Origin of the sequence: Lysinibacillus alkalisoli, assembly GCF_014643595.1 — a bacterium.
In the GTDB taxonomy this organism is placed as follows: domain Bacteria; phylum Bacillota; class Bacilli; order Bacillales_A; family Planococcaceae; genus Metalysinibacillus; species Metalysinibacillus alkalisoli.
On record NZ_BMJT01000004.1, the window covers coordinates 22,397 to 47,437 of the forward strand.

25 protein-coding genes are annotated in these 25,041 nt (G+C 37.7%); 20 read left to right on the forward strand and 5 right to left on the reverse strand.

Going from position 1 to position 25,041, the window contains the following annotated elements; all coding sequences use genetic code 11:
* The first annotated feature begins 13 nt into the window (after positions 1–13).
* The 7 genes from yjbM (at position 14) to IEW44_RS06505 (ending at position 7,559) form a co-directional block, all read left to right on the forward strand.
* A complete protein-coding gene (yjbM, locus tag IEW44_RS06475) occupies positions 14–682 on the forward strand; it encodes a GTP diphosphokinase (protein WP_188614236.1) in 669 nt (222 codons plus the stop codon).
* The gene (locus IEW44_RS06480; protein ID WP_188614548.1) at positions 682–1,476 is read left to right on the forward strand and encodes an NAD kinase; all 795 of its coding nucleotides are present in this window, start codon (positions 682–684) and stop codon (positions 1,474–1,476) included. The genes yjbM and IEW44_RS06480 overlap by 1 nt, the downstream gene beginning before the upstream one ends.
* The gene (locus tag IEW44_RS06485) at positions 1,451–2,359 is read left to right on the forward strand and encodes an RluA family pseudouridine synthase (protein ID WP_188614237.1); all 909 of its coding nucleotides are present in this window, start codon (positions 1,451–1,453) and stop codon (positions 2,357–2,359) included. Before IEW44_RS06480 ends, IEW44_RS06485 begins: the two co-directional genes overlap by 26 nt.
* Before the next feature lie 125 nt (positions 2,360–2,484).
* Positions 2,485–3,831: a magnesium transporter gene (gene mgtE / locus IEW44_RS06490; RefSeq protein ID WP_373286135.1), complete on the forward strand. Its 1,347-nt coding sequence runs from the start codon at positions 2,485–2,487 to the stop codon at positions 3,829–3,831.
* Positions 3,832–3,896: 65 nt separating this feature from the next.
* The gene (locus IEW44_RS06495; RefSeq protein WP_188614238.1) at positions 3,897–5,489 is read left to right on the forward strand and encodes an ATP-binding protein; all 1,593 of its coding nucleotides are present in this window, start codon (positions 3,897–3,899) and stop codon (positions 5,487–5,489) included.
* Complete coding sequence (locus IEW44_RS06500) at positions 5,474–6,142, forward strand: response regulator (protein ID WP_188614239.1); 669 nt, start codon at positions 5,474–5,476, stop codon at positions 6,140–6,142. Before IEW44_RS06495 ends, IEW44_RS06500 begins: the two co-directional genes overlap by 16 nt.
* Positions 6,143–6,254: 112 nt before the next feature.
* Positions 6,255–7,559 (forward strand): CitMHS family transporter, encoded by a 1,305-nt coding sequence (locus IEW44_RS06505; protein ID WP_188614240.1) that lies wholly within the window; start codon positions 6,255–6,257, stop codon positions 7,557–7,559.
* Positions 7,560–7,615: 56 nt separating this feature from the next.
* Here IEW44_RS06505 and IEW44_RS06510 read toward each other — a convergent pair whose 3' ends face one another.
* From IEW44_RS06510 to IEW44_RS06520, 3 genes are all read right to left on the reverse strand, one after another.
* Complete coding sequence (locus tag IEW44_RS06510; RefSeq protein ID WP_188614241.1) at positions 7,616–8,053, reverse strand: GNAT family N-acetyltransferase; 438 nt, start codon at positions 8,051–8,053, stop codon at positions 7,616–7,618.
* Between the two features lies 1 nt (position 8,054).
* Positions 8,055–8,567 carry a YjcG family protein gene (locus IEW44_RS06515; RefSeq protein ID WP_188614242.1) on the reverse strand — a complete coding sequence of 171 codons (513 nt, stop codon included), beginning with the start codon at positions 8,565–8,567 and terminating at the stop codon, positions 8,055–8,057.
* A 72-nt stretch (positions 8,568–8,639) separates the two neighbouring features.
* Entirely contained in the window at positions 8,640–9,359 is a 720-nt protein-coding gene (locus tag IEW44_RS06520) for an alpha/beta hydrolase (protein ID WP_188614243.1), read from the reverse strand.
* Positions 9,360–9,474: 115 nt separating this feature from the next.
* Here IEW44_RS06520 and IEW44_RS06525 point away from each other — a divergent pair, with 115 nt between their 5' ends.
* The 11 genes from IEW44_RS06525 (at position 9,475) to lpdA (ending at position 20,105) form a co-directional block, all read left to right on the forward strand.
* Positions 9,475–10,050: a phosphatidylglycerophosphatase A family protein gene (locus tag IEW44_RS06525; protein ID WP_188614244.1), complete on the forward strand. Its 576-nt coding sequence runs from the start codon at positions 9,475–9,477 to the stop codon at positions 10,048–10,050.
* A gap of 123 nt (positions 10,051–10,173) precedes the next feature.
* The gene (locus IEW44_RS06530) at positions 10,174–10,779 is read left to right on the forward strand and encodes a thermonuclease family protein (protein WP_188614245.1); all 606 of its coding nucleotides are present in this window, start codon (positions 10,174–10,176) and stop codon (positions 10,777–10,779) included.
* A gap of 245 nt (positions 10,780–11,024) precedes the next feature.
* A complete protein-coding gene (gene isdC, locus IEW44_RS06535) occupies positions 11,025–11,645 on the forward strand; it encodes a heme uptake protein IsdC (protein WP_188614246.1) in 621 nt (206 codons plus the stop codon).
* A 5-nt stretch (positions 11,646–11,650) separates the two neighbouring features.
* Positions 11,651–13,351, forward strand: a complete 1,701-nt coding sequence (locus IEW44_RS06540) for an NEAT domain-containing protein (RefSeq protein ID WP_188614247.1) — start codon at positions 11,651–11,653, stop codon at positions 13,349–13,351.
* Between the two features lie 71 nt (positions 13,352–13,422).
* Positions 13,423–14,658 (forward strand): hypothetical protein, encoded by a 1,236-nt coding sequence (locus IEW44_RS06545; protein ID WP_188614248.1) that lies wholly within the window; start codon positions 13,423–13,425, stop codon positions 14,656–14,658.
* Positions 14,655–15,551, forward strand: coding sequence for a heme ABC transporter substrate-binding protein IsdE (gene isdE / locus IEW44_RS06550; protein ID WP_188614249.1), 897 nt, complete (start codon positions 14,655–14,657; stop codon positions 15,549–15,551). Before IEW44_RS06545 ends, isdE begins: the two co-directional genes overlap by 4 nt.
* A 63-nt stretch (positions 15,552–15,614) precedes the next feature.
* The gene (locus IEW44_RS06555; protein WP_188614250.1) at positions 15,615–16,577 is read left to right on the forward strand and encodes a FecCD family ABC transporter permease; all 963 of its coding nucleotides are present in this window, start codon (positions 15,615–15,617) and stop codon (positions 16,575–16,577) included.
* Between the two features lie 5 nt (positions 16,578–16,582).
* Entirely contained in the window at positions 16,583–17,347 is a 765-nt protein-coding gene (locus tag IEW44_RS06560; protein WP_188614251.1) for an ABC transporter ATP-binding protein, read from the forward strand.
* 1 nt (position 17,348) lies between these two features.
* A complete protein-coding gene (gene srtB / locus IEW44_RS06565; protein ID WP_188614252.1) occupies positions 17,349–18,083 on the forward strand; it encodes a class B sortase in 735 nt (244 codons plus the stop codon).
* Positions 18,084–18,142: 59 nt separating this feature from the next.
* Positions 18,143–18,673 (forward strand): YceI family protein, encoded by a 531-nt coding sequence (locus IEW44_RS06570; RefSeq protein ID WP_188614253.1) that lies wholly within the window; start codon positions 18,143–18,145, stop codon positions 18,671–18,673.
* Between the two features lie 94 nt (positions 18,674–18,767).
* Complete coding sequence (gene lpdA / locus IEW44_RS06575) at positions 18,768–20,105, forward strand: dihydrolipoyl dehydrogenase (RefSeq protein WP_188614254.1); 1,338 nt, start codon at positions 18,768–18,770, stop codon at positions 20,103–20,105.
* A gap of 45 nt (positions 20,106–20,150) precedes the next feature.
* Here lpdA and IEW44_RS06580 read toward each other — a convergent pair whose 3' ends face one another.
* Positions 20,151–20,423: an amphi-Trp domain-containing protein gene (locus tag IEW44_RS06580; RefSeq protein ID WP_188614255.1), complete on the reverse strand. Its 273-nt coding sequence runs from the start codon at positions 20,421–20,423 to the stop codon at positions 20,151–20,153.
* Between the two features lie 109 nt (positions 20,424–20,532).
* On the opposite strand from IEW44_RS06580, the gene IEW44_RS06585 reads away from it, so the two are divergent.
* The gene (locus IEW44_RS06585) at positions 20,533–21,906 is read left to right on the forward strand and encodes a right-handed parallel beta-helix repeat-containing protein (protein WP_188614256.1); all 1,374 of its coding nucleotides are present in this window, start codon (positions 20,533–20,535) and stop codon (positions 21,904–21,906) included.
* Between the two features lie 57 nt (positions 21,907–21,963).
* Complete coding sequence (locus IEW44_RS06590) at positions 21,964–23,346, forward strand: aldehyde dehydrogenase (RefSeq protein WP_188614257.1); 1,383 nt, start codon at positions 21,964–21,966, stop codon at positions 23,344–23,346.
* Positions 23,347–23,398: 52 nt separating this feature from the next.
* On the opposite strand, the gene IEW44_RS06595 is transcribed toward IEW44_RS06590, so the two are convergent.
* Positions 23,399–24,952, reverse strand: a complete 1,554-nt coding sequence (locus IEW44_RS06595; protein ID WP_188614258.1) for an ATP-binding protein — start codon at positions 24,950–24,952, stop codon at positions 23,399–23,401.
* Positions 24,953–25,041 lie beyond the last annotated feature (89 nt).

Genomic DNA, 25,041 nt, shown 5'->3' on the forward strand with positions numbered 1-25,041 from the left:
AGGAGGTTTTGTGATGGGGCAATGGGAAATGTTTTTAGGGCCATACAAACAAGCAGTAGATGAATTAAAAGTTAAATTAAAAGGTATGCGTACACAATTTGGTGTTGCTAATACAAATTCACCTATTGAGTTTGTCACAGGACGTGTTAAACCACTTGCAAGTATTTATGAGAAAGCGTTAGAAAAAGGATTGGTGTTTCAGCCTAGCCAATCACTTGGCGAGGAGTTGCAAGATATTGCGGGTTTGCGGATTATGTGTCAATTTGTAGATGATATTGCTACTGTGGCTGAGTTAATTCGTCAACGTCAGGATATGCGTGTAATTGAAGAAAGAGACTATATTACGCATAATAAACCAAGTGGCTATCGTTCGCATCATATGTTAATTGAATACCCTGTTGAGACAATTCATGGTGTTGTCATTGTATATGGCGAAATACAAATTCGTACACTCGCTATGAATTTTTGGGCATCTATTGAACATTCGTTGAATTATAAATATAAAGGTGATTTCCCAGAAGAAATTAAACTACGTTTGCAAAGTGCAGCAGAAGCTGCCTTTAAATTAGATGAAGAAATGTCTTCGATACGCAGTGAAATTCAAGAGGCACAAGTTTACTTTACAGAAAATAAAGAGGGGCACAATCCAAGTATTCATACAAATAAGGAGCGTGAGTCATGATGAAATTCTCAGTTCAGTCACGTCGAGATGAACAATCCAATGAGTTGATGCAATTAGCCACCACTTATTTGCAAGACTTTGGGTTAGAGTTAGATGAAGAAAGTCCAGATGTGGTCATCTCAATTGGTGGAGATGGCACGCTTTTGCATGCTTTTCATCGCTATAGTCATTTATTAGATACCGTATCATTTGTAGGCATCCATACAGGGCATTTAGGGTTTTATGCAGATTGGAAGCCATCTGAGCTAGAAAAACTTGTATTATCTATCGCAAAGCGTGACTTTAGAGTGGTTGCCTATCCATTGTTAGAAATGGTAGTAGAGCATCATCATTCGCCATCTGAACATCATTTAGCACTGAATGAAGCTACTGTAAAGTCACCAGATGTTACATTAGTGATGGATGTCGAACTCAATGATGAGCATTTTGAACGCTTTAGAGGCGATGGTTTATGTGTTTCAACACCATCGGGTAGTACCGCTTACAATAAAGCATTAGGCGGTGCTATTATTCATCCGACTTTACCAGCAATACAAATGACAGAGATTGCATCTATTAATAATCGCGTTTTCCGTACGGTTGGCTCGCCTCTCGTTTTACCAGCGCATCATAAATGTGTGTTAAAGCCAGTGAATGAACAAAGCTTTAATATGACAGTTGACCATATTCAAGTAGTAAAAAAAGATATTAAGTCGATTACTTTTACTGTAGCTGAACAACGTATTCGTTTTGCACGTTTCCGCCCATTCCCATTTTGGGAGCGCGTGCATGAATCGTTTGTTGCCAATGAATAATTTTACGATTCAATTCGTAGCACAAACGCCGCAGTTGCTGAGAGAAGCAATTGCGGCGTATGGCGTTTCTAAACGAGCATTAACAGCCATTAAGTTTCAAGGCGGAAAAATAATGGTGAACGATCAAGAACAAAATGTACGCTATGCTTTACAAGTTGGAGATTGTGTCTCGATTGAGTTTCCGAGAGAGCAACGAAGCGAAAGTTTAACACCAACCTATGCTCCTCTTGCTATTCAATATGAAGATGATAGTTTATTAATTGTTAATAAACCAGCCCATCAGAGCACCATACCATCAAAAGAGCACCCTACAAATAGTTTAGCAAACGATATTTGTGGTTATTTAGAACAGCAAGGATTAGCAGCAACAGCCCATATTGTCACACGTTTAGACCGTGATACATCAGGGCTCGTCTGTGTAGCTAAACATCGTCATATGCATCACTTAATGAGTGAGCTGCAAAAAAAAGGAGAAATCCAACGTCACTATGAAGCTATTGTTATAGGTGAAGTAGCATCGCAAACAATTGAAGCCCCTATAGCTCGTTCGACAACGAGTATAATTGAACGTATGGTAGACTCAAAAGGCAAGTATGCGCGTACAGATGTAACACTCATTGGTAAAGGTGAAACAGCAGGTGTTGCTTACAGTCATGTCGCTTTATTTTTATACACGGGTCGCACACATCAGATTAGGGTACATATGAGCTATATTGGTCATACATTATTAGGCGATGATTTATACGGTGGTGATTGTACGCTTATTAATAGGCAAGCGTTACATTGTGCTAAATTGGCATTTATCCATCCTATTACAGGCGCACCAATTAATATAACAATAGATTTACCACAAGATATGCAAAAAATTGTACAACAGCAGTAAAAATCCGTTTTCTTTACAAAAATGGTTTGCTCTAAGTTAAAGAGACTACTATTATTAGTGAGGGTAGATAATTTTGCTATTGGAAGGAGGAGACAAACGTGACAACAAAAGAAGAAACCGACACTATAGTTTATGACGAAGCGCATTTCATTCAAATGCTAAAAGATAATGACACAGAAGTTTTTCGTGACGCCTTTTTATCTTTACACTCATATGATCAGGCACAGTTTTATGAAAAGGTGGGCCCTGACATACGAAAGTTAATGTATGCGATTTTGTCTCCTAAAGAGATGGCAGATTTATATGAGGGTCTAGAAGTAGATGATGATGAATATGAATCCTATTTAAAAGAAATGAACACGACGTATGGGGCAGAGATGCTATCGCATATGTATACGGATGATGCCGTTGACGTGTTAAATGAACTCGACAATCATCAACGTGAAAGTTATTTAGAGATGATGGATGAAGAAGTAGCGGGTGAGATTAGCGAGTTATTAGGGTATGCAGAAGATACGGCTGGCTCGATTATGACGACAGAGTATGTCGCTATTCCTGAAAACTCTACTGTGCGTTCAGCAATGACAATTCTACGTAAAGAGGCTCCTAATGCAGAGACCATTTATTACGTGTTCGTGGTGGATGATGTGCATCGCTTAACAGGTGTTGTGTCATTAAGAGACTTAATTATTGCAGAAGAAGAAACGTTAATACGAGACATTATGAATGAACGTGTCGTGATGGTGCATGTTGATGATGACCAAGAAGCGGTTGCTCAAATTATGAAGGACTATAATTTCTTAGCTACACCAGTTATTGATAATAAGGGTAAGCTTTTAGGGATTATTACAGTCGATGATATTATTGATGTCATTGACGAAGAGGCATCAGAAGACTACTCTAAACTTGCAGGTATTTCTGATATGGATAAGTTTGATATGAATCCGCTTCAATCTGCGACAAAGCGCTTACCTTGGCTTGTTGTCTTATTATTTTTAGGCATGTTGACAGCCAATTTAATGGGACAATTTGAGGCAACCTTAGAAAAGGTAGCATTGCTCGCTATTTTTATTCCTTTGATTGCTGGTACAAGTGGGAATAGTGGTACACAGGCATTAGCAGTAGCAATTCGTGGTATTGCAACAGGTGATTTAGAAAAGGAAAATAAATTTAAGTTATTAATACGTGAAATGTTTACAGGTATGATTATGGGTGTTGTATGTGGTTTAATTATTATTGGTATTGTGTACTTTTGGAAGGGTGAGCTATTGTTAGGTATGTTAGTAGGGGCAGCTATTTGTTGTTCTATTATCGTGGCAACGTTAGCAGGCTCCTTCATTCCATTATTAATGCACCGCTTGAAAATTGACCCAGCAGTGGCATCAGGGCCATTTATTACAACATTAAATGATATTACAAGTATCTTAATTTATTTAGGCTTAGCTACAGTATTTTTAAGCCAGATTGGATAAGGGAATGGGGTTGTTTAGTGAGAGTTATTTGCTAAACAATCCTATTTTTGTCTAGGAGGGCGTGTATGAAGATAACATTTAACACAAAGCTTGTACTTGTGATGACACTTTTTATTTTATTCATTAGTGTCATTTTCTCTGTTGTGTTATACAGTTTCATGAAAGATATGGTTAAGCAACAAACAGGTAACCGAGCAATAGCTGTGGCAGAAAGTATTGCACATATGCCATCTGTACAAGAAGCATTTCATCATGATAATCCAACGAGTATTATTCAGCCTATCATTATGCCTATTATGAAGGCTACAGATGCACAGTTTATCGTTGTGGGCGATCGTAATAGCATTCGAGTTGCACACCCTGTTGTCGCTAACATTGGTAAACCTATGGAAGGGGAGGATAATGCACGTGCTTTCTTAGGAGAGACGTATGTTTCCGAGTCTGTAGGTTCTCTTGGTGCATCATTGCGCGGGAAAACGCCAATAAGAGATAAACGAGGAGATATTGTAGGTGTTGTATCAGTAGGTTTTTTTATACAGGATCTTGAAGCCTTCACATTATTCACAACGAAAAAACTAGTGGCGCTATTATTAGCCGTTATACTAGGTGGTCTTATCGGTGCTTTTATTATTTCCTACGTATTAAAGAAGCAATTGTATGGGCTAGCACCTGATGAAATCGTGAAGCAATTTATTGAAAAGGAAAATATTTTACAATTTACACAAGAAGGTGTTATCGCAACAGACAACGAAGGTAAAATCACGTTAATGAACGACCAAGCTGAGCAGTTATTAGCCCTTACATCATCAGCGCTCGTAGGTCAACAAGCTGATATTGCTTTGCCACAATTGCACATAAGACAAGTGATAAACACAGGGAAAAGACTACATGACTATGAAGTGATTATAGGAGACGAGATATTGTTAATTAATGCTATACCTATGATGAAGGCACGCAAGTTACATGGTGTCGTGGCAACATTTAGGAGTAAACATGATATGGATTGGTTACAACAAGAACTAATAAAGACAAAACAATATGCCAATGCCTTGCGTTCTCAAACCCATGAGTTTTCGAATAAATTACATGTGATTTATGGCTTATTACAATTGAATGAACGAGACGAAGCGATGGCCATGATAAAAAAAGAAAGTGAGTTATCAACTACCCTTGTATATCAATTAATTGATCAAATTGCTGACCCATATGTAAGTGCTATGTTAATTGCAAAATTGCACGTGGCACAAGAACAGCACAGTGCTTTTATAATTGATGATACAAGTAAACTTAGTACGATAGTAGAGCCCACAGTTCGTCATGCTTTGCTTACAGCATTAGGTAATGTTTTAGATAATGCTATGGAGGCGATTCGTGACCAAAAGAATCAACAGATTTATTTATATTTCACAGATATAGGAAATGAAATTGTATTTGAAATTGAGAATAGTGGTGTAGTCATTCCAGCAGTTCATCGAGACAGGATTTTTCAATATGGTTTTACTACGAAAAGTAAGGGAGAGAGACGTGGTGTGGGGCTTGCCTTATCACGCGAGTTATTGCGTAATGTAGGTGGCGATATTTATGTGGAGGATAGCGAAGAAGATACTTGTTTTATTATTACACTACCAAAGGAGGCAATATCATGTATGACGTTGTGATTGTGGAAGACGACTTTTATGTTGCTAACTTACATAAAAAATATGTGGAGCAACTGCCTAATTTTCATGTTGTATTTAGTGCACGCACAGGTGCTGAAGTGGAGAATTATTTAGCAAGTCATAAACAACCACATCTCATTCTGTTAGATATGTATATTCCAGATGTGGAGGGGGTGACGTTATTATGGACGCTACGTGAGCGCTATAAAACGTTAAATATTATTATGATTACTGCCGCTAAGGACACGTCAACCATTCAGCAAGCATTATGTGCAGGCGTGCAAGATTATTTAATTAAGCCCGTTGATTTAGCCCGTTTTACCGCAAGTTTGGCACGCTTTGAAATGTATGATAAACATTTACAACAATCTCAAATGGGACAGCACACATTAGATGTATTATTTAATCTGAAGCCTGTTGCAAAAGAGCAACAATATCCAAAGGGAATTGATGCCACTACATTAAATAAGGTAAAGTATCAAATCGAGCAGTCGGCTAGGGGATTGACAGCTGTATCTTTAGCAAAAGAAGTTGGCATTAGCCGTTCAACCGCAAGGCGCTATTTAGAATATTTAGTGTCTGTGCACGTATTGCAAGCAGAACTGTTATATGGAGATGTAGGTCGACCAGAGCGCTATTATAAAAAAGCGTGAACAAAATGAACAAAATACAAACTATTACCATAATATTAACAAATAATTCTGATATATGTTAAGTTAATGACACAATTTAACATGAAATCGTTTTCAACAAGGGGGAATTAAAATGTTAAGTATGGTTGGTTTTATTGCGATAACAGCGATTATTATTTTATTAATTAGCAATCGTGTGACACCTATTGTAGCGCTAGTATTAGTACCAATCGTAGCGGCTCTTATCACAGGGTTTAGTGCCAGTGAGATTGGTGAGTTTTTCACAACAGGGTTAGGTTCAGTGATGAATGTGGTTGTAATGTTCATTTTTGCTATTTTATATTTTGGTATTATGCAAGATGTCGGCTTATTTAATCCGTTAATTCATTTCATGATTAAAATTTCAAGAGGGAATATTATCGCTGTCGCCGTCGCTACTGTAGTCATTGCAGCTGTCGCTCATTTAGACGGCTCAGGTGCCTCTACGTTTTTAATCACGATTCCAGCACTGTTGCCGCTGTATAAGCGATTACGTATGAGCCCATATTTATTGTTATTATTAGTAGGGCTTAGCGCTAGCATTATGAATATGGTACCGTGGGCTGGGCCATTAGGGCGCGCTGGTAGTGTTATTAATATGGACCCCACGACATTATGGCGACCGTTAATTCCTGTTCAGTTAACAGGTTTGGGTTTATTAGTAGGATTAGCCGTGCTACTGGCGCTACGCGAAAAACGTCGTATTGCTAAATTACCTGTACTACTTGATGATAATGTACAGGATGAGCCAGCTACGGTACAAGAAAAAAGTGAGTTTGAAAGACCAAAGTTGCTATGGTTGAATGCCTTGATTACGGTTGGTGTTATTGCGATGTTAGTACAAGGCTCAGTGCCAGCAGGCTTTGTTTTCATGGTAGGATTAAGCATAGCACTTCCTATTAATTTTCATAGTGTTGATGACCAAATGGCTCGCATCAAAGCACATGCACCTGGCGCATTAATGATGGCGTCTATTATATTAGCAGCAGGTTCTTTTTTAGGTATTTTAAATGGTACAGGTATGCTTGATGCGATTGCTACTGATTTGGTGAAGCTGTTACCTGTTGCTGTTATTCCGTTTTTACACATTATTATTGGGATCTTTGGTGTACCATTTGATTTAGCATTAAGTACAGATGCTTACTATTTTGCCCTGTTACCAATCGTTGAGCAGATTGTAACAGATTATGGTGTTTCTTCTGTATCTGCCGTTAATGCCCTAGTCATTGGTAATATTATTGGGACATTTGTTAGCCCATTCTCACCAGCACTATGGTTAGCATTAGGTCTAGCAGGATTAGAAATGGGGAAACATATTCGTTATTCTTTCCTCATTATGTGGTTATTTAGTATCACGTTAGTCGTATTTGCGATTATTATTGGTGTAATTGGCATGTAATAAAAAAGGAACGACTGCACTAACCATAAGTGGTGTGCAGCCGTTCCTTTATTTGTTTATTGAATAGTTTTTTCCATAGCACGATGAGGAATACCCGCATCTAAAAATTCAGGAGATGTTACAACAAATCCTAGCTTTTCATAAAAAGGTACCGCATAAGATTGGGCATTTAATTTCATCGTGTGATAGGGCAGGTCTTTTGCATGTTCTTCTAATTGTTCCATCACAAGTTGCCCTAAGTTTTTGCCACGATAAGCGCTATCGACGCAAACACGTTCGATTTTGGCAACACCGTCTTCACTAGTACGCATGCGCGCGGCACCAATGACTTGGGCTTCGTCGTACATAACAAAGTGTGTAACCGTCTCATCGCGGTCAAACTCATCAATCTCTAAGTGTAAGGGTACGCCTTGTTCTTTTACAAATACCTTCTCACGGATGGAAAAAGCATCTTTCTTTTCTTGTGGTGTTACAGCTACTTTTACAGTGTACAAATTATTCCTCTCCTGTCAATATGAACGTTTCATGAGTTGTCCATGAACCATTATCTAACTGATAGAGTAAGTGTACACGGTCAATTGTTTCTTGCACATCAACACCAATCATGCGTAATTGACCTAACACATCATCATGTTCTTGGTCAGACATATCTTGCCCAATAGTGATATGTGGTGTAAACACGTGCTTAGGGTTGTGTTGTAATTGCTCAGTCAATGCTTCATGGAAGCTTTGAAGTTGTTTTGTAGGCTCTACTTTAAAATAGATTGCATTGGTAACAGGTGCAAAAGAGCTTACACGAGATGACTGGATTTGTAAAGGCGCAAAACGCTTTGCTAACTTATCTAAAGTTGCCACAATAGTTGTTGTATGAGATTCATCTGCTTCAAATGATTCCAACAGTGTAATATGTGGTGGAACTTGTGCGTAATGAGTATCATAACGCTTACGATAATGGTTGGCTAAATCTTGAGTCTTCTTAGATGGAAATGCTACAATACCGTACTTCAATGTAAATTACCTCCCGAAAAAGCATCTTTTTTTAAAGTATAACGAAAAAATGCTAGCAAGCAAAGGGAAATGCTAATTAAAATTTTTGATTAGTGCACGTCTCAAATCTGGCTTCCAGTATTTCCATGTATGATTGCCATTAAACTCATCGTAAAAGAGATGGTAACCGCGCATTTGCATTACTTCATGTAGCTCTCGGTTAGGCGTTAAAAAATCGGCTACTTTCTTTTCAGTAGTGAGTACTTCATCTTCCTTTTTACCAACGATGTGATAAACAGAAATACTTGATGGATTAGCAAAATTTTCCACAGCATCTAATACATCCTCATCCACATATGGCGATTGTAAAATCGCTTTACCAAAAATATTTGGATACGTTAATGCCCCTAAAAGGGATACAGTAGCTGCCATCGAGTCGCCGATCAACCCTCGTGCATGTGCTACAGGGGTTGTTGCATATTCACGGTCAATATAGGGAACAAGTTCATGTGCTAAAAATTGTAAATATTCACGATGCTTTTTGCCACTAGGTACATATTTATCGCGTCGATCTTGAACATTATCATAAGGAACAAATACAATAATTAACTCATCAATCTCCATATCATCAATTAACTCATCAGCAATTTTTGTAATACCCCCAAGTTGGAAGTAGTCATTGCCATCTGAAGCAATTAATAATTGATATTCTGTAAGTGGTGTGTAATTGGCAGGGGTATAAATATAAAGTTGAATACTTTCCTGCAATGCTTTACTAAAAAATGATACATCATGAATCGTGCCTCTTTCCATTATGTCACTCCTCAAAGTGTTGTACCGAAATTGTACCATATTCCAAAACTAAAGGTATAATAGATAAGGTAGTCCAATAGTCACTACATTATTTTAGAGAAAAGAGGCAATGAGGATGTTAAAACGAAAACAATCTGTGCATTCAGATGATGTAACAAGAGCAACGTTTCAAGCACTAGAAAGACGAGGGGTTGCACTAGAAGCAATTAGTGAAATTGTGTATGAAATGCAAAGCCCATACAATGAAGGGTTAACGATGGAACATTGTATACGTTCAGTAGAGCGTGTATTATGCAAACGTGAAGTACAGCATGCTGTATTAGTTGGTATTGAATTAGATGAATTGGCAGAAAAGGGCATGTTATCTGCGCCGCTACAACAAATTATTGCATCAGATGAAGGATTGTTTGGTGTAGACGAAACAGTAGCATTAGGAGCAGCTTTTACATATGGCAGTATTGCAGTAACCACTTATGGTCATTTAGACAAAGAGAAGATTGGTGTTATTAAAGATTTAGACACTGTACCAGGTGGTCAAGTGCATACATTTTTAGATGATTTAGTAGGTAGCATTGCAGCTTGTGCATCATCACGCATTGCTCATCGATGGAGAGATTTAGAGGAGAAAGGGCAAACTTTTGCGGCGATCGACCCTGACGACTTTGGTCCAAAAGTACGTGTTCACGCATAATGAAACACAAAGGTATCGACAGCCACTACGGTTGTCGATATTTTCATCTTCAAGCCATGGTTTAGTAAACAAACTGTGTTAAAATAACAAAATGTAACTAATAAAATAGGTGAGGGAATAATCATGAAGATGAAAGATGTTAAGTCATTAATTACAGGTGGCGTTATTTTAATTGCTATTGCTTTATATATGGTATTTGGACAAGAGCCGCCTACTAAAGAAGAAGCTGAATCAGAACATATTGCCATAGAGCAAGTAGAACGTGCGACAGGTAAAAAAGCAGTGACCGTTGATTTTATAAAGGCATACGATGGTGATACTGTACAAGTGGAGATGGATGGTAAAAAAGAGAAGGTGCGTTTCTTAATGGTAGATACGCCAGAGATGAATTATCAAAAAGGTGAGCCGATGCCATATGCCAAAGAGGGATTACTGTATACAAAAGAGAAACTCATGAATGCTAGAGAAGTACAAATCGTCTTTGACTCTGGAAAAGAGCGTGACCATTATGAACGCGTACTCGCTTATGTTTTTGCAGATGGTACCTTATTGCAAGAAGAGTTACTGACAGAAGGTTTAGCAGCAGTGCGTTTCATTAATAAAGGAAATGATACATTAGTGGATGAGTTTAAAGCGTTAGAAGAAGAAGCAAAAGCAGATCAGAAGGGGATTTGGCAACACCAAAATTATTTACAAAAGGATGGCTTCCACCCAGAGAACGTTAACTAATTTGTCGAAAATCATCAGTAAGATAGGAACTGATGATTTTTTGATGTATATTAAGTTGAATTGCTCTCTTTTCACGAGTAATTAAAAAGGAAAACAAAAGAGCCAGTTCTTTCTACTACATAAACAGACTTGAAAGGTGTTGACATGTGTAGTAGAACAATCTATTCTTATTCTGAGAGACTTTAATTGAGAATTGTTTTCGATTGAAGGATACTAAACAAGAATCAACATATTAGGAGGGTTTAATGGTGAAGAAATTTACTGCAACGTTAGCTGCGATGATGTTCGCAATGTTTGTATTTGTGTTACCAGCATCAGCATTATCAGATGGTACGCACTCTATTAATTATCAAGTGAATCAACCAGCTAGTAGCACACCATCTATTGCTAACGACTACTTTGTCAAACCAGCAACAGTAATTGCAAAGGGTGGCAAACATACCGTTCAAATTACTTTAAACAATAGCTCATGGATTACATTGTTTAACCCACCAGGTGGTGCGAAAGTAATCAGTGAGGATAAAGGAGCTGACACGCGCGTTGTAGAGTTTGTAGTGGACGACATCGCCAAACCAGTTTCAACGAAAATAAAAGTAGATGTTGAGGATATTAACTATCATCATGAATACACAATTGATATTGTATTTGAAGCGACAAATGATGGTGATGCAGCCACTACACCAGGCGCAACAACAGATAAGCCAGATACAACAAATACAGATGGCAATACACCACAAACAAATACGACTGCAACACCAGAAAAAAATCCTCAAACAAGTGATAATGCGCCTTACTTTATCATTTTAGCCTTGATCGGATCAGGATATTTACTTTATCGCAATAAAAAAACGAAAGCGGAGGCGTAATCAACATGAAAAAAACACAATCACGTGCGACAAAGGCGGTATTAGCATCATTATTGGCATTATCTTTAGCAGTACCAACAAGCTTTGCATCAGCACAAACAGCGGTAACAACAACAGCACAAAGTACTGTAGAAGCAGCAGTAGTAGATGGGGCAAAGGTAGATGTTGGTCAAGCTATGTCACGTTTTTTCACTTCCCCTACATTAGTTGTACAAGATGGTAAGTTTTATGTACAAATGACAATTGCTGAAGGTGGCAATCCTTTAATCGCAAAAGTGACAACTGAGCGTAATGGCGAGCAGGTAGATGTAGATGTAATTGATGGTGTGCGTGAGTCAGGCACACGAGTTATTCAATTCCCTGTAGCTGCTGTTAATAGCACAACTGCTGGCAAAGTGAGCGTAGATATGCCAAATGGTGAAGTTAAAGTTTATGATTTAACAGTTAATGTATCACAAGAAGTAGTGAACGTAGTAGAAGATGCTGTTGTAACAACAAATCCAGAACGAGGCATGGCGCACTTTGAAGATGCTAAAGTAATTGAAAAGAATGGTAAATATTTTGTTGATATGACAATTATCGAAAAATCCAACCCACTTGTCGTGAAGCTTACGACAGAGCGTGACGGTGAGCAAGTAGATGTGGATGTGATTGATGGGGTACGTGAATCAGGTACACGTCATATTCAATTCCCTATCGCAAGTCCAGATAGTTCAGTAAAAGCACATATTGAAGTAGATATTCCTAAAATGGGTGTTATTGCTCAGGATTTCACATTTATTGCTAGCACGGAAACAGAAGAAGTAGAAGAATTAGATGCTAACATAATGCTAGCAAAAGTATTTAAAGAAGATGGTAAATCACCTTCTTATATGTCAACATACGTTGAAAAAACAGCTTATGTAGCTGAAGATGATGACGCTTATATTGTAGAAGTATCTTTATCAGGTAAAGATATGATTAAGAGTTTAAAAGTTGATGGTGAAGATGCCGTTGTTACAGAAGAAGCAGGCGATATCCGTACGTATCAATTTGCAACGACAGATTTGAGTAATGTGGAGGCAGCTATTCACGTAGTGGTAGATACAGCGGGTATTAAATATGACACGACTCATAACGTTGTTTTTTCATTCGTTGAGCCTTTCCAAGATATGCTAGGTACAGAGCATGAAGCAGCAGTAAAAAATCTTAACGCATTAGGTATTGTTGTTACAGCGGAAAAATTCAATGCAAATAATAGTATTAATCGCGGTCAATTTGCATTAATGTTAGCACGCACATTAGGCATGCCAGAAACGATAGCAGACCAAGGATTTAAAGATTTAACTACTATTCAAAAACAAGATGCTGAACGTTACAATGCTATTAATTATTTAGCGAGTATTGGTGTTGTGCAAAAATCAGACAAGTTTAACCCAGGCAATACATTAACACGTAAACAAGGTGCGCTAATGATTTATCGTGCCATGAATCATGTTGCAGGTAAAGAATTGAACTATGGTGCAAATATTGATGGTTTTGCAGACCAAGCATTAGTAACAGAGCCAGAGGCACGTAATGCATTTGCATTGCTTAATCAAGGTGGTATTTTAACAGGAACTAAAAAAGGTGATCACGTATACGTGAATCCTAACAATCCTTTAAAACGCGGTCAAATGGCAAAGATTTTAAACAACTCTCTTAAATATTTCCAAATGGGAAAATAATAAGATAGTCATAGCTCCCTCTCAAACTTTGAGGGGGAGCTCTATTATTTGTAAGAGGAAGGAGCATAGTGGTGCATAAAAAAAGTTATATAATCATTATTTTGCTGTTGCTGTTTCTTCCTATTGCAAATGAGGCGTCAGCTCAGTCACAGCGTTATGAAGTTGAATTAAATCGTTTATCATCTGCTAATGAAAGTATGATACGCTTTCAAAATCGTGCTTTTGTTCACGTGAAAAGTACGTACTTTTATCAAATTCCTGCAAAATGGCAAGCGGATGAATTACAAATATGGCATGCTAACCGTAAAATACCTTTTACATATGACCCTGTACAGAATGTAGTGCAGTTTCATAGTGATAAGCCCATTCCCACATTAACTTGGCAGTTGCGAACAGGCAGGATAAAGGAGAAAGTTATTACAAAACTTGACAATACAACATTGCCATCAGCAGAATTGCCAGAGCCAGAGCCAGAGCCAGAGCCAGAGCCAGAGCCAGAGCCAGAGCCAGAGCCAGAGCCAGAGCCAGAATTTATTGCGTTTAACTTTTATAATGGTACAGACTTGTCGGTGATGAATGAATATGTGGACAATAAGATGACAGCAATCCGTTTAGGTAATACATGGTTTGCTAAACTAGTTATTTTACAACCAGACTGGGTAACTGACTTCAAAATAGCGCACAACAATAAGTTTATTACACCAACATTTGAAGAGAGAGATGGTCTAAGAGCTTATTATATTCCGCTTGATTTATTACAACAGCTTTTACAAACATGGGTGAAAGTAGATATTGAAGCTATTCATTATCATCATGATTATTACACTACACTAGTAGCTAAAGGTGTGCGTGTTCCTGAAACACCCCAAGAGCCAGAAGGTGAAGAGACGTCACAACCAGAGAAGCCAAATGAAGATAACCCTTTAACATCTAGTGATACAACAGATGATGAAACAAAGAGAGCTAAAGAACAGCCAATGGAAACGCCATCTGCTGAAGAAAAGAAAAAAGCGGAAGTAGCTTTGTACCAACCTGTAAAAGTAACGCAGCATCCGATGACTAAGGCGATACAGCCAGTAGCTCAAGTTGAGGAGCAAGTAGCTAACTTAGTATTTGATCGCACAAAGGATGAACATACAAAGCCTGAAGAAATGACTACATATGTAGCGCAAGACTTACCAGTTCAAACGCCACCAACATTAACATGGCTAGATTATACAAAAATCATAGGTGGCATTATGGTGTTTATTGCATCGGGTGTATTATTAGTAATTCGTTTAAGGAAAAGAGCGGGGGAGAAAGTATGAAGACATGGAAGCTAGCAATAGCTTTAGCCACAATACTCGTTATTATTGTGGGATGTAGTAATAAAAAAGAGACGGAAGATACAAATGCTACAACTAAGAAAGAGCAAGTAGCCGATGATGAACAACGTATTGTAGCAGGTACAGTAGTTATTGCTGAGATTTTAGACAAATTGAATATTGACGCGATTGCAGTGCCTGAAACTTCTAAAGAGTTGCCAGGGCGTTTCGATCAGGCAGACCCAATTGGTAATGCTATGGAGCCAGACATGGAGATTGTAAAATCATTAGATCCAACGACCGTTTTGTCAGTCACAACATTACAATATGATTTAGAAGATAAGTTTGAAAAGTTAAAAATCCCTGTGCAATTTTTAAACTTACAAAGTGTGGATAGCATGTTACAAGAGATTGAAGAGTTAGGAAAACAATTTGACCGTAAAAAAGAAGCGGATGAACTGATAGCGGGCCTGCAAAAAAATATAGACGCAGTAGAGATGATGGCGAGCAAAAAAGAAGGGCCACGTGTATTAATTTTATTAGGGATCCCAGGAAGTTACCTAGTAGCAACAGAAAACTCTTATATTGGTGACCTTGTAAAACGTGCAGGTGGTATTAATGTGATGGCAGATCAACAACAAGAATATTTAACCTCCAACACCGAATACTTGCATAATAGCAACCCAGATATTATTTTACGTTTGGCGCATGGCATGCCAGAAGAAGTCGTTGAAATGTTTAACGAAGAATTTGCAACGAATGATATTTGGAAACACTTTGATGCTGTGAAAAATAACAAAGTATATGATTTAGAAGAGGCTTTGTTTGGTACAACTGCTTCATTAAATGTACCAACCGCATTAGGACAGCTGATGGAAATTTTCTATCGAGATTAAAAAGGAAGGGTATAGGAGAGATTACGAACTTCTATGCCCTTTTTATCATTAAGGAGTTTATACATGTCAAAAAAAGCAATGCATTTTTCAATTGTCGTTTTGTTACTCCTTGTTGCTATAGGTTATGCTGCAACAACGGGAAGTATTGAAATGGGCTTTTTCGAATTCTTCACACATTTGTTCACAGAGGATAGTCGTATGGAAGCTATACGAGATTTACGCTTTCCACGAATTATTGTGGCGTTATTTGCTGGTGCTGCGCTTTCCGTATCAGGTGTTTTACTGCAATCTGTTATGCGTAATCCATTAGCAGATGCAGGTGTAATTGGTATATCAGCAGGCGCATCTTTCATGAAGTTATTCATTATTTCAGTCGTGCCAACCTTATTCTTTTTTACACCTTTGTTTGCTTTCTTAGGTGGGGCATTAGCCTGTTTCTTAGTGTTTGCATTATCTTGGAAGTCGGGATTGAATCCTTTAAAGTTAATCTTAGTTGGGATAGCTGTAAATGCTGTTTTCACAGGTTTAACAGAGGCATTTATTAGTCTAGGAGGTTCGTTAAATGTAGCAGCTACAAGTGTCGTAGGCTCTAATTTAACGATGCGAACATGGGATGATGTTATAGTAATTGCTAGTTATGGCATGATAGGTTTATTAGCAGCATTTGCCATGTATCACTGGTGCAATTTACTAGTATTACAAGATAAAACGGCTAAAAGTTTAGGTTTTAATGTGGCACGTGCACGCCTAATGATTGCAGCTATAGCTGTATTATTAGCAGCAATTTCAGTTGTAGTAGCGGGTGTTATTGCCTTTGTTGGATTACTTGTACCGCATATTGCAAGGCGTTTAGTTGGTTATGACCATAAAATATTAATTCCTTATACAGCATTAGCAGGGGCTTTACTCATTTTAGTAGCGGATACGATAGGACGTACCATATTGCCACCATTAGAAATACCAGCATCTACGATTATGGCAATTATAGGTGGCCCCTTCTTAATATTTTTATTACGAAAAGAGTGATCATTATGCAAGTAAGCAACATCACTGTTTCGCATGATGGCAAGATTAATCATGTCGACAATGTTAGTACAATTATACCTAGAGGTAAGATTACGACAATTATAGGCCCTAACGGTTGTGGGAAATCGACTTTGCTAGGTACGTTATCACGTGAGAACAAACCACAGCAAGGGCAAGTTTATTTAGAAGAGCAAGATATTGTGCAGTACAAGCCAAAAGAATTTGCAAAAAAGTTAGCTATTGTCTATCAGCAAAATCAAACACCGAAAGATATCACGATTGAAAAGCTTGTATCATTTGGACGGCTCCCTTATCAATCTATGTTTACCAATACGCAGGATGCGGATAACGAAGCGATCAACTGGGCGTTGGAGAGTACTAATCTGTTAGAGAAGCGTTATACAGATTTAGAGGCGTTATCAGGTGGTGAAAGACAGCGCGTATGGATTGCTATGGCACTTGCTCAAAAAGCCGAAATCTTATGTTTAGATGAACCCACCACATATCTTGATATGTATTATCAACTTGAATTGTTAGCGTTAATTCAAAAGTTAAATCAAACATATGGGTTAACCATTGTAATGGTATTACATGATATTAACCAAGCGATTCGTTATAGTGACCATTTAATTATGATGAAACAAGGTAAAATTGTAGCAGAAGGTGCGCCAAGTTTATTAACGGCCAAAAATATTAAGGAAGTTTATGATGTGAATGTAGCATTTAAGCATGATGAATTAGGTGCTTATATTGTGCCATTAGGGGTATAACATGAAAAAGTACAAACATACTTTATTGACATTGTTGTATTTAACTATATTTTTAGTTTCAGGTTATAAACTTTTTATGTATTTTTACACATACTATGAAACGAATCGCTCGTTAGAAGAAATACAAGCGATTTATAAGCCTGTTAAAGAAATTGTAACGAATGAACATCATATCCGTCAGCAATTTGAGCAATTACAAACTATTAATGAGGATATCGTAGGTTGGGTAACATTAGATGGTACGAAATTAGATAATCCTATTTTACAAGCACAAGATAATGAAGCTTATTTAGAACATAATTATAAAGGTAATTTTAGTAGAGCAGGTAGCATATTTATGGACTATCGTAACAAGATAGATGGCCCCAATTATAATACGATTATCTATGGCCATGCGATGCGCAACGGGACAATGTTTGGCGATTTACATTTGTATGCAGATGAAACATACGCAAGGGAACATCCGACAATTTATTACGACACGATGTATGAAGGTTACACTGTAGAAGTTTTTGCAGCCTATGAAACACATATTTCATTTGATTACATTAAAACTGATTTTGCGAATGAAATTGACTATGCTACTTTTTTACAGGATATTAAGGCGAAGTCTGTGATCCCAGCATTAACAGAAGTGACGGTAGAAGATGAAATTATTACATTGTCTACTTGTTCTAGTCGCACGTTTTATGGTGATGAGCGCTTTGTTGTACATGGTAAATTAGTGAAGCGTTAGTTTAACATCCAACAGGAGTGGTTATAGTACAGTAACCACAAACGGAGGAGGCATAACTAATGGTAACGTATGTAGTAGATTCCAATCATTCAAGCATTGAGTTCATTGTAAAACATATGATGGTAAGCAAAGTAAAAGGTTTTTTTGAAAACTATGAGGCAGAGGTAGAAGCAACCGATCTAGAAGATTTAACAACAGCACAAGTGTCCTTCGCTATTGATGCTAAAAGCATTAATACACGTAATGAAGACCGTGATACCCATTTGCGCTCTGCAGATTTCTTTAATGTTGAGAGCTATCCACTCATTCGCTTTGCTTCTACCCAAATCACTAAAGATGGTAGTGACTACGAGCTAACAGGTGACCTCACGATTCGAGGCACTACTAAACCTGTAACATTTGAGGTGGAGTATAACGGCAAAAGTAAAGGTTTTGATGGTAAAACGGTATATGGCTTTGAGGCAGAAACGAAAATTAATCGTGAGGAGTTTGGCTTGACTTGGAATGCTGCGTTAGAAACGGGCGGTGTAGTTGTGAGTAAAGATGTTAAAATCCGAGTGGAGCTAGAATTAACACATCAAGAGGCATAATAGGCATTATGAGTCGCTCATGGCGGCTCTTTTTTATGGGGAATAATTGCAATGAAAAATGGAAGATGCTATCGTAAGCGATGAGGTGAAGAAAATGACAAAATTTGATTTAGCAGTCATTGGGGCAGGTCCAGGTGGTTATATTGCTGCCATTCATGCTGCTAAAAATGGCATGAAGGTAGCGCTTATTGAACGAGGCGAGGTGGGTGGTGCTTGTTATAATGTTGGCTGTATCCCGTCTAAAATTATGCTTGAACATAGTAAACTCGTGCAATCAATTGAACGTGGTCGCACATGGGGTATACATACGGAGGAAACAACTATTGATTTTCCAAGGCTAATGCAACGTAAAGATACCATTGTACAAGAATTATTAACTAATATCGAAACATATATTGAAAAAAATGCTATTACATTTTTCCGTGGAGAAGCTCAAATTGCACATGATTTAACAATTTCAGTGAGTGAGCACACCATCCATGCTAAAGATATTATTTTAGCAACTGGTAGTAAACCGTTTGTGCCGCCATTTAAAGGTTTAGAAGAAGTGGATTATGATACGACTGATACATTTTTCTCCATTACAGAGTTACCAAAACAATTAACTATTATTGGTGGTGGAGTGATTGCGATTGAAATGGCATTTGCATTAGCCCCACTTGGCACAAAGGTTACAGTATTGAATCATAGTGAAGATATTTTACAAACAGAGGAACCCGATGCAAGACCAATCATTCGTCAACGCATGGAAGAGTTAGGGATTGAATTAGTGCGAGATTTTACATTTGAGCGCTTTGAGAAAAATAAGATTTACACTTCAATTGGTGTATTTCCCTTTGAACATGTATTATTTGCGACGGGAAGACGCCCAAATGTTGAGTTAGCTGAAAGCTTAGCATTAGCATTTGATGGTCGACTTGTTCAAACAAATGAACATGGCGAGACATCACGAAAACATGTATTTGCAATTGGTGATATTACAGGTGGTTTTCAATTAGCGCACTCTGCTAGTGCAGAAGGTGTGCATGTTGTTGATTATTTATTAGGGCGCAATCCAAAGCCTGTGCAGCAAGATGAGATTCCACGTTGTGTGTATACACACCCTGAAATTGCAACGTTTGGCCTACTTGCACATGAAGTTAAAGAGCCGTATAAAATGATTGAGTTACCATTACGTACTAACCCAAAGGCATTAATGGAAGGGAATACGGAAGGCTTTGTTAAACTTATTGTATCTAGAACGACACAGCGCATTTTAGGTGCATGTGTGATGGGCGATAAATCAACGGAGTTATTAAATGCTATTTTAGCTGCTAAAACAGCGGGTGCAGATGTTACAATGATTGCTAATATGATATTCCCTCACCCTACAATGTCTGAACATATTGCAGATGCAGCGAGAGAGGTATATGGTCAAGGCATTCATATTTAAAAGAAAAAGTACCAAGAGAAATTTCTTCTCTGTGGTACTTTTTTATCATTCAATCGTTAATGAACGTTTCGTATCATTTGGACGCCACTCTAATTCAAGTTCAAATTTGTATTTTCCAGATTTTTCGCGATATTCCACTTCAACAAGGGGTGAGGCTGATGGCTCAATCTCATGTGTTTGATCACCTTGTGTTAAAGTGAATTTGCCATCTTGTTCTAGTTTATCAGCAATGGTGTGCAATAAAGTAGCTAATTCTTGTTTTGTCATACGTTGTTTGTAATCAATCATGATGTTTGTAACAGGTTTTTGTTTTTTCATAATTATCACTCCTAACGTTATATTACCTTTATTATAAGCCATTTTTCCTAAAAATTCTATGCTAGAAATAAAGCAAGTTCATTCCGATATAAATAAGGAGGTGATGAATTTGTCAATTTTAGATAATTTAAAGCAAGTGAAAAAGGAATTATTTGATCATTTACACCCCTTTGCTAATGAGGGTTTAAGCTTTAGAAAAACATATATCACAGGTTATACGATGTTACTTTGTGTGAATGGCTATCCAAGTGAGATGGCAAAAAACCAATTAGTTAAACAAATGCAAATGCTACAATTACCAGAAGATTTAATAAAGCAAACGATTGCACAAGCACAACAAGCAGAGCAAGGGTTAATACATAATATTTTACAAATTTTAAAAGCCCCCGAAAAGAAATTAGTCTTTATGTTAGACCTTTATCAATACGCACAGCAAGACCATAAAATTACAGAAAAAGAACAAGAGTTACTTTTGTTGTTTGAGGAGTTGTTGCAATTATCGTACGCAGAGGTACATTTCTTACGTAGTTTCCGTATTGCTATGTTACGTAACAAGGAAGATTTAGCAAGCAAAGCGGTACAAGAAGCTTTAACGCAAGAGGTAGATGTGCCACTTCGTGCATTATCTTATTTTATGGAAGGTTTTATTTATGAAGAACGCTTATCTTCCCTGACATTACTTGCAGGACAAAAGCATAAAATTTTGCATGCTACATTGTTAGAAGGTGAAATCATTGTAGAGCCGGGAGCAGAGCTTGATTTAAATGGCAAGACCATTACGTTTAGACATCAAGGTGCCATCATTGTCAATGGTGGCAAACTAAAAGCGGATAATGCTACATTTATCGCAACAATGGATGCTAGTGAGACTATGTTATCGTTGCGTAATATGGCAGACTTCACCATTCAAAATGCGGTATTTAATGGGGCCAATAATGTACGTGCTATGCAAGTGGCAAATACTAAAGTCAATTTACAAGATTGCATTTTTAAAAATGGTTTCCATGAGGCGCGAGGCGGTGCAATTTACTTTACAGATAGTGCATATTTTATTTTACAGCGCTGCCATTTCACAAATTGCTCAACTTTAGGAAAGGGTGGCTCTTTATATATCGCTGGTACAGAAGCTACTCATATGCGTACAAAAGGCTTCTTTGGCTTCCGCAGTAATGGCACGGTTCAACGTGTACATGTCACAATGGAAGATTGCACGATTGCAGAGAGCAGAGCTGATAAAAGTGGTGGGGTTCATATTTATGAAGCAACAGCTGTCTTTAAAAATAATGATTTTAATCAGTGTACCTCACGTCGAGGTGGTGCAGCTATTGATGCTCATTTATGTACCATATCAGGTGAGAATAATACATTTATAAACTGTTCAACAGGTAGCGAGGACGCTGTTGTAGTATATGAGGGTGAGTTAGCATCTGCACAATTTGGGCAATTTAGCGATTGTTCACCGCAATCTTTTAAAGAGAAGTAGTCCTTACTTGCTTATTGGGGTGGTTTTTCCATACACTACATGAAAGGAGTGAAGAAGATGACACAATTTACAACTCAAGTTGTTCAACTATTAGAGCGTCAACGCCATTATTATTATCATGGTGAAACACGTGATATTGCTTTTCGCAAGCAGCAATTACAGCGATTAAAACATACGATACAAAAATACGAAAAAGAGATTTTACAAGCACTTTATGATGATTTACATAAAAGTGCATTTGAAGCATATGCCACAGAAGTCGGGCTAGTTTTAGATAGTATTTCATATATGATTGACCATGTAGATGAATGGGCACAGCCTGTGGCAGTAAAAACCCCTATTCAATACCAACCAGGCAAAAGTTTTATTGTGCGTGAACCATACGGCGTTACGTTAATTATTGGGCCGTTTAATTACCCATTCCAATTAGTGATGGAGCCTTTAATTGGGGCTATTGTTGGTGGTAATACAGCAGTAGTTAAACCTTCCGAAATGGCAGAGCATACAGCAGCTATCGTGAAAAAAATAATAGAAGAAACTTTTGAATCCCATTATGTAGCTATTGTGGAAGGTGCAAAGGAAGAAGTGACAACATTAATTCATGCACCCTTTGACTATATCTTCTTTACAGGTAGTGTGACTGTAGGAAAAGTGGTTGCCAAAGCAGCAGCAGAACGCTTAACACCAATTGCATTAGAGTTAGGTGGTAAAAGTCCAGCCATCGTAGATCAGACGGCTAATTTAACGATAGCAGCAAAGCGCATTGCTTGGGGTAAATATACAAATGCAGGGCAGACATGTGTGGCGCCTGACTATGTACTTGTACATCGCGATGTGGCAGAAGCCTTCACGGCGAAGTTAAAAGCAACATTGCGCAAATTTTATGGTAAAAAACCACAGCAAAGCCCTGATTATGGTCGCATTATTAATACGCGTCATTTTGAGCGCCTAACGCAATATCTCGACAACAATGTAACGATCTTAACAGGTGGCGATTACGAGGCACAAGAGCGCTATATTGCGCCAACTGTACTAGCCTCTACATGGGAAGATGATATTATGCAAGATGAGATTTTTGGCCCGATATTACCGATCTTAGTTTATGATGATTTAGGCGTTGCCATACATGAGATTAATCAAAGACCAAAGCCATTAGCTGCCTATTTCTTTTCAGAGCATGACAGAGCTCAGCAATACTTTTTAGAGCGTTTATCTTTTGGTGGTGGTTGCATTAATGACACGATTACACATGTTGGTACACCATATCTTCCATTTGGTGGTGTGGGCCCTTCAGGTGTTAAGGCGTATCATGGCAAGGCTAGTTTTGAGAGCTTTACCCATGCCAAATCAATTTTGCAAAAGTCAACAAAGCTAGAAACGAATTTATTATTCCCACCGTATAATAATCGTGTAGGTTTGGTGCGTAAAATTATGAAATAAAAGAAGTCCCGTTGAAACTTTTTTCAACGGGGCTTCTTCTTGTGATATGAAGTTATAAAATAGGGAAGGTTAACGTAATCGTAGTCCCTTTGTTGACTGTAGTATCGATCGTAATATAGCCATGGTGTTCTCGCATAATTTTATTGGAGATAATCATGCCTAAGCCTGTACCACTCACTTTAGTAGTGAAAAAAGGCTCGTAAATATGAGCTAATATATCAGGGGAGATGCCCTCACCATTATCCTCAATAATAACGGCTATTTCGCGTTTAGCCGTTTCTTTAATTGTAATGTTCAATTGCTTATGAACTTGTTGCTCCATCGCTTCCATTGCATTTTTAATAATATTCACAAAAACTTGTTTTAACTGATTTTTATTGCCAATAATTTTCGGACAGTTTGGTTCATACGTAATGTGTGACTGTACATGTTGTTGTAAAAAGCTCTCCTGCATTAATGCGCATACTTCCTCAACAATTGCTTCGAGAGCAAACGGTTCTTTAATCATTAAATGTGGTTTCGACAATATTAGGAATTCTTCAATAATTAAGTCAATACGATTAATTTCATCATTTATAATTGTAGCATAGGCATGATAGGGGGATTGTGTGTCCTTTACCATCATCTGTGTAAAGCCTGAAATAACAGTCATGGGATTACGTATCTCATGTGCCATACCAGCAGCGAGCTCCCCAGCAATTTTTAATTTTTCTGATTGAACAGTTAACCGCTCGTTCTCCTTTAAGTAAGAAATATCACGTGAGATAACACTTGTTGCCATCACTTGCCCGTCATCATTAAAAATGGGTGATAGTGTGATTAGCGCATTGAAATAACTGCCGTCTTTACGTTGGTCTATTACTTCTAATCCCGGAAAACTTTTCCCTTTTAATAACGCCTCATGACGTTCTTTAGCTTCTTGCTGACGTTCTGTTGGCACAGTAGCAATAGTCTTCCCAATACATTCTTCCTTCGTCCAACCATATAATGTTTCAAAAGCAGGATTCACTGTAATGACGCGTTGTTGTAAATCGAATACAGCAATACTATCGTTGGCAGATTCAAAAAATAAATGTAAGTAGGCTTGCTGTGAGGCAAGTTGTTTTTGGTTTGCTTCCAATAAGCCCCATGACGATTTAATATGCAGGGCTATGGCGAGTAGCATAAAACAAAAAGTGAGAATGAAAAAATAAAAAGAAGCGAAATGCCAATCTGCTAGTACATCGCGCACTTGTAAAAAAATGAATAGCATCTCTAATGTTAATACAATAAAAGAGATGATGCTTAAACGTAAAGACTGATAAATACTCACCAGTGCAAAAAGCATAATTACCCAGAGTGCATTAATGTAATGGGGATGTAAAAAAATAAAAGCAAGTACCGAACAATGACTACCAATGAGCAAAAAATATTGCAAAAAGCATGGCGATATAGGTAAAACAAAAAAAACAACACTAATGACAATAAAAATAAGCCCTGTATATGAAAAGTGCTGTAAGAAAGAAGCATCATAATAGAAAAAACTTAAGCTATATAACAAATTTGCGCCAATCAAACATGCCAAAAACATGCGATTTCGATTTATCAAAAAATGACAGTGTTCCATCATCTTCTCCTTTTTACTATTGTTGTTAATATCATAACCCAACTCCTTACATTCGTACATGATTACACAGTATCGAGAATTGAAAAATT